Raw genomic sequence first — 13,070 nt, 5'->3', positions numbered from 1 at the left:
TTAAAAAGCCAGTGTTAACATTACTCTTACCAAACTTTCATTACCTGTAATGGGATTGCTGTTTAAATCATTTATGCCATCATTTGCATCAACATACGTGTATGATGCCTGTATTTTAGCACCATAACTTCTTGATAAATACTTACTAACCCCAATTGTGTAATAATTTGGTCTGTTATAAAAAGTAGCGTTATTTAAAAAGGAATGTTCATCTGCAATTAAGTGTGTGTATCTTCCATCAATTGAGATTCCGTTTCTAAATAAATACCCCATTTGAATGTTATAGGCTTCTCCTAACATCATTCTTCCTCTTACATAGTTTTCGATATCTTGTGTTCCATTTACTAGAAATGTTGAAGATGTAGAACCATCATTTCTAACTCTCTGTGTTATATTTCCTGGAACTGAAGCTGTAGATTTTATGAATTCTCCTAATGCTGAAAAACCTTTGTATTTGAATAAAAAATCGACTCCATATTTTGTATAATCTGGTAAAGCATCGTTATTGTTTGCATCTAAATACACAATAGCTCCACTATCTCTTCCTCTTCTGCTGCTCATTCCATTATTTTGACTCAAATGCACACCAACTACTAATTTTGGCGTTCTTTCTCTTACGACATCAGCTTGTCTAAATTGCCCAAAGTTTGTAAATAAACCGAAAGGAAGAAAGTCTAATCTTCCCCCAACTTTTAAACCTCCTCTATCACCAGAAAAAACGTTAGCTCCATCTCCATTTGTGAGCACGAAATATGATTTTAATTGTGAACCTCCACCTGTTCTAAAGCGTCCGTCAAGAAATAATCCAAATTCTCGAATACTTGCAAAAGCAGAGGTTAATCGACTTCTTTCTATGAGTTGTAATGAATTAGAATTCATAAACAATTCTCTATTGTCTGTTTGTGTTGCTCTTTGCCCAAAAGTTACTTTTATTCTGTTTGTTATTGCATATGTAATAAAAGCATCTAATAAATAATTGCTGTTTTCTGTTTCAACTTCATTTTGACCAGCCAAATCTACTTGTAAACGATAACTAAAACGTTCGTTAGCAGATTTTCCAGATAAACGCAAACGCAATCTTCGCATTCTAAATCTGGTTTCTGCATCTGTAGTTCCATTAGAATATCCTCTGACTTCAAAACCAGGTTGAATGTATCCTTGCAACTTTACAGTACTACCATTATCGTTATTAAAATTATAACCTTCTCCAAAACTATAACTGTTTAATTGAGTGTTTTGAGCTATTGACTCAACTACGAACAAAAAAACTATTAAAGCAATAATTATTTTAAAATTCCTCATAATTATATTTTTCATCTTAAGATTCAAAATTCCCTTTTACAATAACTTTACCATCTTTCATCATTTGTTTTCCTTTAGCAAATACATCAACTAGGTTTAAATCTTTATCAAAACAACAGAAATCAGCATCATTATTTACTTTGATAGTTCCTTTGTGTTTTAAACCTAAATTTTTAGCAGGATTTGTAGTGACCAACTTAAAAGCTTCTTCTATAGATACGTTTCCTTCTTTTACTAATAATATAGTTTCTTGAAGGTTTTTATGAATCATTGCACTTTTTGTACCAACATCTTTACCATCTGCGTCAAACTTTGTTAAACCTGCATGACCATCTGTACTAAATGTAAGATTATCTATAGAAACTCCTTGTTCTAAAGCATACAAAACAGATTTATAAGGAGCTATATATTGTGATGCTGCTGTGGTTATGTCTATCATTCCTCCTAATTTTGCAAACTCTATAGCTTGGTCAAATAAAGGTTTTGTTCTAGCTACGTGTGTTGGAGAGATGTGTTCTATTGGAAATTGATATTTTTGAACGAGTTCAAAAAGCAAATCCATTTTGGTATCTAAATCGCCTAAATGAACATGTAAAATTCCTTTTTTTCCACCAATAAATCCACCATTTCTTATTTGATTTAATTTTCTTAATAACTCAATTGCTGTTGGGTAAGAAGAACGGATATCACTTATCGCAATTTTACAGCCTACAACTTTATCAATAAAAATCATATCAGCTTGAATTGAATCTGTAATGGTTGGTGTATCAACTCCATAATAACCACAAAACATAGAGGTTGAAATACCTTCTTGTTCCAGAGCTTTTACTTTTCCATATAAAGTTCTAATGTCTCTAACTGTGCCATCTGTACCTAGTAAACTATTTATGGTTGTAGATCCACAAGCTATGAGTTCAGAAAGTTGTACTTCTGGTGTCATAGAAGAAAAACTTTTTTTGCCTCCTGCACCAATTACGTGAATATGCTGATCGATTAAACCTGGAGTAACTATTTTTCCTTCAGCATCCCAAACATTTGTTTTATCATTAATATAAGCGTCTAGATTATCTTCAATAGCTATAATTTTTTCGCCAACAATTAAAATATCTTTTGTACCCAAAAACTTTGGGCTATATAATTTTGTATTTTTTAGTATCGTAAACATTTATATATAGTGATATGTTAACATTATAATTAATGCTACAGTTAGAGGAATTAAATTTCTTTTCACAATTTGCAAAGTGGTAACTCCTGCAATTTCTGCAGTTGCAATAATAACACCTGCAACTGGCGAAACTGTTCTACCCATAGATGCAGATAATTGCATTGGTAAAATTATAGAGCTACTTTCTATACCTAAAGATTTTGTGATTTTAGGAATTAAAGGACCAAATGCAAAAAAGGATGCATTTCCACTTCCCATAAGCATTGATGCCAAGAAAATCATTACAGACATTACAATACCAATACCAACTGCACCTAAACCAGCATTTTCTGTAAGTGAAATTAATCCGTCTATAAAACCTAAACTTATCAATCCTTTTGCAAAAATATCTGCTGTTATAATTAACGTAACTACGGTTTTAAAAATATTACCCATTCCGTTCCAAAATGTTTGTAAAGAACTCATTACTTGTTTTATATTTCGGGTTCTAATCAGCTCAAAAATAATAGCGATGAATAAACTGATAAACATTGCTGTTGTTGTATCTAAAGTGATTGGTGTTGGAAAAAAGTCAAATATTTTGGAAAAGACAATCAATAATATGATTGGTAAAACAGGAATAATAGCATAAATAATTGGTGTATCATTTTGAGTAATTTCTTCTGTTTTAACATCAATCGTATTTGTTTTATCTTCATTTGTTTTGTCTTTTTTATCAAAATACTTATTTACCAAATAATACGTAATCATCATTGATATTGTTAAAGTCCAAACTAAAGGAATTTGATAATCTAAAAAGAAAACAATAGTATCTATGCCTGTTATTGATGTTGCACTTGCAGTTATTGCTGATGCTGGGCCAATACCAAAAGCTGTAGCTGCTGTAATTACAGAAACTGCAGATAATCTACTCACACCTAAATTGACCAAAATTGGAAATAAAGATGCCATAAGTAATAAACCCAAACCAGCTGCAGATGGAATAGCCGTAAATAAAATTTGGCCAATAGGGATAACCATAGATGCAGCTAAGTAAGGGTATTTTTTAAATAATTTTAAAGGCTTCATTGCAACTTGAACTAACATTTTAGAAGCTCCTATTTTATCGATATAGGCTACAAAACCGCCAATAGACATAATCATTAAACCTACACCTGAATTGGTTTTTGCAAAAGATTCTTTAATGTATCTAAATAAATCGAAACCAGAAAAACCTGTTGGATTTTTTAACACTGGTAAATTGTAATTTAAAATTTGAGCAACAATAAGCATTAACAAACCTGCAATTAGTAAAACTGCGTGTGGATTGTATTTTTTTAGCAAAAGCCTTGCAACGATTACTACAAAAAATAAGGAAATGAAAATGCCTAAATAACTGCTCAAAGTAAATTTTTAAATTTTAAAATGATGAACCATCTAATTTAGTTCCTGGTGAAAATAAGGCTCCATTAGCTGCTGTAATTGTTGAATGTTGCTCAAAACTACCTGTTAAATCCGGGTTTCTTGTGTATGATTCATTTGGATTGTTTGATAAAGGTTCAACATCAAAAGTCAGGATAACTGCACCTGTTGTATCTTTAATGGTTATTACATCTCCACTGTTATTCATATTTAATAATCCTTCAGAGGCTGTTTGAAAGGTAACAACTCCAAAATTTGTAGGTGCTACTCCTCCTCCAAAAAGAACTAATACTCCATTTTTAGGAATAATAGAACCAGTAGGAAAAGTGTGTCTTAATCTACTTGCATCTTCTATAGTGTAGCCAGAAATATCTAATTCTAATCCAGAATTAAAAAACTCTATAAATTCATCTTCATTTGCATCTCTTGTTCCATCTCCATTTGCATCTCCAGTTAAGTCAGAAGCTGGATCATACAAGACTTCGTTGATGATAAATCCTAAAAACGGACAACCATCATTTGCAATATCTCCTGGTGTATTAGGGCAATTATCGTTTGCATCTAAAACACCATCATTATCAGAATCTGCATCATCATCATGTAAAGAAATGGTAATTTCATTTATTCCCAATGCTAAAAATCCAGAAGCATTACCAAGACTGGCTATGATAGTTTCTTCACCTTCTATGTCTGTATCTTGTATGCTAGAAATAGTTAGAGAACCTGAAGTATTCCCTGATGAAATTGAAATACTTGTTCCTGAAGTTGAATAATCTGATGTAGAGGCTGTGCCAGTATAAGTGATTGGAATTGTAATATTTTCTGCAGCACTACTATTTAAAGTAGCAGTTAAAACAACAGATTGTGAATCCTCACCTAAATTTACAGTATCTACAGAGAGTTCTACAGCTGGTAATATATCTTCTGTTTCACAAGAAACTAAAACTAAACTCCCTAAAAATAAGGCGATAAAATTTTTAAATAAAGATTTTGAAATATTCATTTTCTTATTGATTTAATTTTCTAAATAATGATAAACCAACTAGTACTATTTTAATATAGCACTAGTTAAAATATATAAAATAGTATCTAATACTATTTCACCAATAATTTTTTAGTAATTGATGAATTTGCTTGTGATATCTTAATTAGATAGATACCTGTAGATAGATTTTCAATATTTAATTGTTGATTATTTACGAATTCACTTTTTACTCTTTTCCCTAAAAGATTAAAGACACTTACCTCTAATTTATCATTAGAATTAGATTGAATTGTAATAAATCTATTTCCTACTGAAACTGGATTTGGAAATAATTTAAAATTACTCTCATCTAAATTATCTATAGATAGTGTTGTAGCTCCATCAAGTTTTGTTCCTGGAGAAAAATCTAAACTAGTGTTTGCATCTGTATGTAACACAAAATTACCAGTAATATCTGGACTCCTAGTTACAGATACATTAGACCCATGATTAATTCCTGTTGATGAACTTGCATAAACAAGTGCAATATCATCATTTGTATTTTTAATCGTAATTAAATCTCCTCCATTTGTTAAGCTTAATGATCTATCATCTGCTATAGCTCCTTCTGATGCAGTTTGTACTATAGCTCCTCCAAAAGTTCCTGTTGGTGTTCCTCCACCAAATAAAACCAATGAACTTTTAGCTGGAATTATTGTTGATGCTGGAAAAATATGTCTAGGTGCATCATTGTTTAAAGCAGTTGCATCAAACATTTTGTAGCCACTAATATCTAAAGCAACATCTGAAATATTAAAAAACTCAATAAATTCATCTTGAGAAGGATCTCTTGTACCATCTCCATTTGCATCACCTTCTATTGCTGTTGTACCAGAATCATCACTTGCTGGGTCAAAAAGTACTTCATTAATGATTAAAGGAATACAAGCAGGACTTTCTACTGTTTTACTTAAATCGCAAACTCCACCATCTGCAGTATCATTAATTGTTACAGTAATATCTGTTCCTTCAGCAATTCCAGAAATTTCTATTGTACCTGTTGCCATTGATGTTGGATTATCTCCACCAACAGTACCTGATGTTGTACTTACAATAAATGTTTTTCCATTATTTCCACCAGCAAAATCAATATAGGCTGTATAAGTATCATCTGATGCTCCTACAGCTACAGTTGTACAAGATGTATTTATATCACCTAAACTTGTAGTACAAGTATTAGCAGTTGGTGTCCAACCAGAACCAGAACCTAAAGAATATGTGCTTCCTAGAGTGGCAAAATATGTTTCTAAATTTTTAGTTTTTGGATCTGCAGAATCTTGACAATTTGTAAAATCATCTAAATCATTTTCTGCTGTAATATCCCATTGTGAGCGATCCCAAACTCCTGTATCTGCAATGCCTGTTTTTCTTGTTGCTACTGCATCATTATGATTCCAATTAGATTCAGTATCGTTATCTGCATCTGTCATTGTTTTACCAAATTGACTTACAACATTTCCATTTAAGACTATTTGATAGCCATCATCTCCGTTTGTAGCTGTTGAAGTTATCACAGTATTTACATTTTCTGTAAAAGTTGTATTTGGAAATTCTGCTTGCATTAAAGGGATATCTCTTACTATATAAACAAAAGAATTTGTAACAGAACCTAAACCTGTAACATCTATTTTGGTTCCATCCCAAGCACCACCATTACTCATATAATTTACAGTTACTTCTGTTGAAAAATCAACAGTTCCATCAACATACAGTTCAACAGTTTTTACAAATGGATCTGCACACCCAGCTTCAATAATTTTTGTAATTGTTACATTTTGCGAAAAGCTTAAAAATGAACAAAAAAGAAAAGAAAGGAAAAAGTAGTTTTTTTTCATATTTATCGGTTTTATGTTTTAATAAAAATTGTTAGTGTAGTAAAGTTATAGTAGATTTAAACTTATATTTAATACCAATTCAATAAAATTATAAATACCAATATGCAAGTGTTATTAATTAGTTTATAAAATTTCAGAATTCTTTGTTTAAAATTTCTTTCATTTGTATTACTTTTTGTTTAATAACATTTAATCTTACAGCTGCATACCCAAAAATTAACCCTTGTTCTTTTTCCTTACTCAAAAAGCATTTACTTAAAGAGAATACCACTATTTTATGTTGAGATAACTTTTTTACAATTGCTAATTCTTTTTTTTCGCTTACAGGCTTTTTAAATTTTGCTATTACATGAAAGTTAGAAAATACTTTATGTTCTATGAACATTGTTTTGTTGTTATTTTCAAACTCTTTAACAAACGTTTCGTGTCTTAATTTAGCTGTTTTTGTGATGTTTTTAATATGCTGAAATAAATAATTTCTTTCTATAAATTGATTCATAACTACCTGAATAGAAGGTGTTACAAATCGATGAGAGTGTTCTTGCAAGGCTTCAATAGTTGGTCTTAAAAAATTTGGGACAATCATAAACCCTAATCTTAATGAAGGGTGTAACAACCTATTAAAAGTACTTAAATAAATAGTTCTATCTTCTTTATCTAAACTAAAAATGCTTGGTAAACTTTCTGTATAATTTGCAACTTCATTTTCATAATCATTTTCAATAATTAAGCCCTTATTTTTTGATGCCCACTTTAATAATTCTTTTCTTCTTTTTAAGCTCATTTTAACACCTGTAGGATAGTGGTTTGATGGTGTGGTGTGTATTAATTTTGGTTTTAAATTATTTAACGATTTTATTTTTTTTATATCAACTCCTTCATCATCAAGACCAACTCCAAGAATATTTGCTCCTTGACTTTTAAAAACTGAATGTACATTAGGAAAGGTAGGATTCTCTAAAATAGCAGCATCTCCTTTTTCTATCAATGCAGAAGTTATTAGGTATAAAGATTGTAAATTACCAGAAACAACAACTATTTGATTATGATTACATTTTATATTTCTACTTACATTCAAATAATTTCTGAGGCTTTTTTTTAGCTCTTCTAAACCCGTAGATTGATGATAAGATAATCCTGATGATTTTATATGTCTCCAATACGTGTTTAATAAATTTTTCCACTGATTTACTGGAAAAATATCCATAGGTGGTAAACCTGGTTTAAACGTTAAATGGCTATCATTAGGCCTATTTATTAAGGACATATTTGTTAAAAATAACTTCCCTTTTTTTGTAATTTTAGGATATTTAAGCTTTTTATTTTTCTTATTAAAATCGTTGTTTTCTATACTATTGATAGAATTATCGTAATTCACTCTATTTCCTGATCCTACTTTTGCTAAAATTAGTTTTTCTAATTGTAATAATTCGTAAGTTTTATTAATTGTAGTTCTAGAAAATCCCAACTCTTCAGCTAAATATCTTGTTGAAGGTAGTACCCAATTATGAGGTAAATCTTTATTTATGATACATTTTTTTATACTTCTATATAAAACGATGTAGATATTAAAAGGTTTTATTTTTTCTTGATTTTCATATTCTTCTTTAATTCTACTAATTGCAAACTTATAATTGGTATTCATAATTTATAAAAACTGGTGTTACGAATATATTAAAAATTCAAGTTAATTTGATACTAAACTAATTATTCATCATTATTAAAAATGATTTTTAGAATGACAATCAATAAGAATAAATTAGTGAAATATACCATAGTATTTTGTACGGTGTTTATCTTATTCAGCTGTAATACAGCAAATAAAAAAGGATATTCTCCAAAAAAATTAGAAGTTTTAAAAGCATTTTTAGAATCAACTGGTGCGACTTCTATGATAGTTGTAGTAGAAGGTGAAACTATTTTTAGCTGGGGAAATACATCAGAAAAACATATTATTCATTCAATAAGAAAACCCTTAATTCATTCATTAATTGGAATTGCAGTTCAGCAAAAAAAAATTGACACTTCTATGACAATGAAAGAATTAGGTATTCAAGATATAGCTCCTAAACTTACAGATATAGAGTCTAAAGCAAGAGTAGCTGATTTACTAAAGTCAAAATCTGGAGTTTATCATTTGGCATCAGCAATGACAAAAAATATGAAAAAATATCTTCCAAAACGCAACTCTAAACAACCTGGGACTTATTATTTTTATAATAATTGGGATTTTAATACTTTGGGAGCAATTTTAGAAAATCAAACAGAAAAAGGTCTTTATAATTTATTTCTAGAGAATATAGCAATACCTTTAAAAATGAAAGATTACAAAGAAATTTCTATAAATATTGATGGTGATTCTAAAGAAAAAACAGATATTTCTAATGTAGATGGATATTATAAATATCAAAAAAGTAAATCGGCATATCCAGCATATCATTTTAGAATGTCTAGCAGAGATTTGGCTTTATTTGGGCAGTTATATTTAAATAATGGTGTTTGGAATAATAAACAAATTGTGCCAAAAGAATGGATAGATGTTAGTACAAAACCATATTCTGTTTATAATAAAAAAAAGAGAATTGGCTATGGAATGTTGTGGAGATTAAATTTAACAGAAGATTTAAAAAAAATGAATTCATATTTCCATACAGGTAAAAGTATTCAATTACTTGGTATATATCCCCATTCTAAAATGGTAATAGTTCACAGAGTTAATACAGAAAGAAAATATGCATACAATAAAGAAGATTTAGATAAAACTATTCAACTTGTTTTTGATGCCAAAATTTAAAATAATGTATAGAGTTTCTTCGAAATTTTTTAAAATTCTTTTTTATATCATATGTGTATCTTTTATTTCTTGTTCTGACAGTTTATCAGAAATTAATATTGATGCATCAGTTTTAAACAAAAACACAACTGGAAGTGGCTTTTTTGAATATACAAATCAAGTATTACTAAAAGATAAAATCATCAAAACTTTCTATCATATTCCAACAAATGTTAATTCTAATACCAAAGTTTTATTTGTTTTTCATGGAGGTGGAAGAAACGCAAAAGATTACAGAGATGCTATTATAAAAAAAGCTAATGAGCATCAATTTATAGCAATTGTTCCTGAATTTTCTATTGAAAATTTTCCTGGAGGAGATGGTTATAATTTAGGAAATGTATTTATTGACGGAGACAATCCAACAGCAAATACTTTAAACCCTAAAAATGAATGGACTTTTTCTATAGTAGAATCTATTTTTGACTTTGTGAAACAGGAAATTGAAAATACTTCAGAAAAATATCAGATTATTGGTCATTCTGCAGGTGCTCAATTTGCACATCGTTTATTTATGTTTATTCCAAGCGCTTCTTATGATAAAATAGTTTTGTCTTCTGCTGGCTGGTACACAGTTCCTAATTTTACAATTGATTTTCCTTACGGATATCAAAAAAGCCCTTTAGAAAATATAAATATTAATGATTTATTTTCGAAAAAGATTTTTATACAAGTTGGAGAGTATGATAATGACCCAAATGCTTCAGGTTTACGTAGAAATCAATTTGCAGATGTGCAAGGCATTAATAGATTTGAAAGAGCATATCATTTTTATGATAAAGCCAAAGAATTAGCCGATTTAAATAATATCAGTTTTAACTGGAAAGTACGTACTAATCTTGGCTTAAATCACGATTATAAAACTGCTTTAACAATGGCATCAGATTTAATATTCAAATAAAATAAACGATAAACAGATGATTAAAAAAAGAATAGGTTTAGTTTTAGGACCATTATTGTTTGTGATTATTTTATCCTTTTTTAACCCTGAAGGATTATCTGCACAAGCAAAAGCTGTTTTAGCATCTGCTATTTGGGTAGCAGTTTGGTGGATTACAGAAGCAACCTCTATTGCAGTTACAGCATTGTTGCCAATTGTATTATTTCCTTTAACAGGTGGTTTAACTTTGAGTGAAACTACAGCTTCATTTGGACACAAATATATTTTTCTTTTTGTAGGTGGTTTTATACTATCTATAGCCATAGAAAAATGGAGTTTACATAAACGTATTGCACTAACTATCATAAAAGTTGTTGGTACAAATGTTACGCAAATTATATTAGGTTTTATGATTGCTACAGCTTTTTTATCTATGTGGATTTCTAACACAGCTACTGCAGTAATGATTTTACCTGTAGGAATGGCAATTGTTGCACAACTTAAAGATAATCCTGATACTATTGAAGATGAAAATAAAATATTTGGAAAAGCATTAATGTTAGCAATTGCATATAGTGCTTCAATAGGAGGAATGGCTACTTTAATTGGTACACCTCCAAATTTAGTTTTGGCAGGTGTTGTACAAGAAACTTATGGTACAGAAATTACTTTTGCACAATGGTTTTCTTTTGGATTTCCTATCAGTATTGTATTTCTATTTTTATGCTGGTTATATTTAACCAAAATTGCGTTTACTTTCAAACAAAAAACATTTCCTGGAGGAAAAGCTGAAATTGAAAAAAGATTAAAAGAACTAGGTAAATTCACTTTTGAAGAAAAAATAATTTTAGCTGTTTTTATATTAACAGCTCTAGCTTGGATAACTCGATCTTTTTTTATTAAACAATTTATTCCTGCTATAGATGATACAATTATAGCGATAATTTCTGCAATAATATTATTCTTATTACCAAGTAAACAAAAAGGAAAACCTATTTTAGAATGGAAAGACACCATCAATTTACCTTGGGGAATTTTATTACTTTTTGGTGGTGGAATGGCTTTGGCTTCTGGCTTTGAAAAAAGCGGATTAGCAGTTTGGATTGGCTCTCAAATGACGGCTTTAGAAACTGTTCCTTTACTTGTTTTATTGTTAATATTAATTGCTTCTGTAAACTTTTTGACAGAAATCACCTCTAATTTGGCAACAACTGCAATGTTACTTCCAGTTTTAGTTTCGTTAGCAGCTGCAATTGGAGTACATCCATATTTTCTTTTAGTTGGTGCTACAGTTGCTGCATCTTGCGCATTTATGTTGCCTGTAGCTACTCCTCCAAATGCTGTGGTTTTTGGTTCGGGTTTATTAAAAATCGAAGACATGGTTAAGAAAGGAGTTTGGCTAAATATTGCATCAATTATACTTTTAACATTAGTGGTGTACTTTCTGCTTCCTGTAATTTGGGATTTATTTTAAATATAGATTAATAAAAAATCTGAATAAAAATTTTACAGTTTTTCAAGATTATAAAACTAAAAATAAACTTCTAAAATTTTAGCACTTTTAGATTTTAATTGAACTTTTTTAATTGATGCAGGTAATAAAAGAGTTTCCCCTAGTTTAACGGAATATTTAATTCCTTCAGAAATCAAATCCATAGAACCTCTAACACATATATAGATTATAAAAGAATCGATTTCGGAATAATCTTTTTTAATAGTTGAATTAATGTCTAAAATATTGGTTCTAAAATAGGGGGTATGGACTAATTTATTAGAAATATTTTTGTCTAAATTATAATTGATTTTATAATTTTTATACAAATTAAAATCAATTACATCTATAGCCAAGTCATTATGTAAATCTCTTTTTTTACCAGTTTTTACATCAATTCTATTATAGTCATAAATTCGATATGTAATGTTAGAAGTTTGTTGAATTTCTGCTAACATAACACCAGCACCAATAGCATGAACTCGTCCAGTTGGGATATAAAATGCATCCCCTTCATTTACATTTTCATGATGCATTACATTCAAAATAGTATTGTTTTCTAAATGGTTTTTATAATCTTCTTTTGTCATTTTTTCTTCAAAACCAACAATTAATTCAGCATCTTTATCAGCTTGCATTACATACCACATTTCGTTTTTTCCAAAGGAATTATGGCGTTCTTTTGCCACTTTATTATTTGGATGTACTTGAATTGATAATGGAGTTTTTGCATCAATAAACTTAATCAATAAAGGGAATTCGTTGCCAAATTTTTTATATACAGCAGTTCCAACAAAGTCACCTTTAAATTGATCTATTAAGTCTTTTAGACTATTCCCCTTTAGCACACCATCAAATACCAAAGTTTCATCACCAGAAACATTTGAGATTTCCCAAGATTCACCAACGTTTTTTTCATCGTAATTCTTATTTAATTCCGTTTTTAACTTTTCTCCACCCCAAATTCTATATTTAAAAATTGGTTTAAATTTTAAAGGATAAAGTTTCATTTAAAAATGGTTCAGATTAAAGAACGATAAATATAATATTTACATTTGTTATCACAACAATATGGAGAGTTTTCTTTAAAACTGAATGACATATATGCAAACCACTAAAAAATAGTATTATTACTTGG

General features: G+C 29.4%; 10 protein-coding genes. 3 read left to right on the top strand and 7 right to left on the bottom strand.

The annotated features are described in order from the left end of the window. The 6 genes from BTO18_RS11190 to pdxR all read right to left on the bottom strand — a co-directional run bounded on the left by BTO18_RS11190 (nt 1) and on the right by pdxR (nt 8,372). Complete coding sequence (locus tag BTO18_RS11190) at nt 1-1,302, bottom strand: porin (protein WP_105017561.1); 1,302 nt, start codon at nt 1,300-1,302, stop codon at nt 1-3. Nucleotides 1,303-1,318: 16 nt separating this feature from the next. Further along, complete coding sequence (iadA, locus tag BTO18_RS11185) at nt 1,319-2,467, bottom strand: beta-aspartyl-peptidase (protein WP_105016301.1); 1,149 nt, start codon at nt 2,465-2,467, stop codon at nt 1,319-1,321. After that, nucleotides 2,468-3,850, bottom strand: coding sequence for a C4-dicarboxylate transporter DcuC (gene dcuC / locus BTO18_RS11180; protein WP_105016300.1), 1,383 nt, complete (start codon nt 3,848-3,850; stop codon nt 2,468-2,470). A 16-nt stretch (nt 3,851-3,866) separates the two neighbouring features. Further along, nucleotides 3,867-4,871: a lamin tail domain-containing protein gene (locus BTO18_RS11175; RefSeq protein WP_105016299.1), complete on the bottom strand. Its 1,005-nt coding sequence runs from the start codon at nt 4,869-4,871 to the stop codon at nt 3,867-3,869. A gap of 92 nt (nt 4,872-4,963) precedes the next feature. Further along, nucleotides 4,964-6,727 carry a T9SS type A sorting domain-containing protein gene (locus BTO18_RS11170; RefSeq protein ID WP_105016298.1) on the bottom strand — a complete coding sequence of 588 codons (1,764 nt, stop codon included), beginning with the start codon at nt 6,725-6,727 and terminating at the stop codon, nt 4,964-4,966. Nucleotides 6,728-6,860: 133 nt separating this feature from the next. Further along, the gene (gene pdxR / locus BTO18_RS11165; protein ID WP_105016297.1) at nt 6,861-8,372 is read right to left on the bottom strand and encodes a MocR-like pyridoxine biosynthesis transcription factor PdxR; all 1,512 of its coding nucleotides are present in this window, start codon (nt 8,370-8,372) and stop codon (nt 6,861-6,863) included. A gap of 93 nt (nt 8,373-8,465) precedes the next feature. Between pdxR and BTO18_RS11160 the strand changes: the two genes are divergently transcribed. The 3 genes from BTO18_RS11160 to BTO18_RS11150 are packed head-to-tail and all read left to right on the top strand — an operon-like array spanning nt 8,466 to nt 11,914. Continuing rightward, complete coding sequence (locus BTO18_RS11160; RefSeq protein WP_226789087.1) at nt 8,466-9,521, top strand: serine hydrolase domain-containing protein; 1,056 nt, start codon at nt 8,466-8,468, stop codon at nt 9,519-9,521. Next, a complete protein-coding gene (locus tag BTO18_RS11155; RefSeq protein ID WP_105016295.1) occupies nt 9,508-10,461 on the top strand; it encodes a hypothetical protein in 954 nt (317 codons plus the stop codon). Before BTO18_RS11160 ends, BTO18_RS11155 begins: the two co-directional genes overlap by 14 nt. A 16-nt stretch (nt 10,462-10,477) precedes the next feature. Beyond that, entirely contained in the window at nt 10,478-11,914 is a 1,437-nt protein-coding gene (locus tag BTO18_RS11150; RefSeq protein WP_105016294.1) for an SLC13 family permease, read from the top strand. Between the two features lie 56 nt (nt 11,915-11,970). On the opposite strand, the gene BTO18_RS11145 is transcribed toward BTO18_RS11150, so the two are convergent. Further along, nucleotides 11,971-12,942, bottom strand: coding sequence for a type I phosphomannose isomerase catalytic subunit (locus BTO18_RS11145; RefSeq protein WP_105016293.1), 972 nt, complete (start codon nt 12,940-12,942; stop codon nt 11,971-11,973). Nucleotides 12,943-13,070: the final 128 nt, after the last annotated feature.

It is taken from the genome of Polaribacter porphyrae (genome assembly GCF_002954685.1).
In the GTDB taxonomy this organism is placed as follows: Bacteria; Bacteroidota; Bacteroidia; order Flavobacteriales; family Flavobacteriaceae; genus Polaribacter; species Polaribacter porphyrae.
This window is presented reverse-complemented; position numbering and strand designations above follow the sequence as displayed.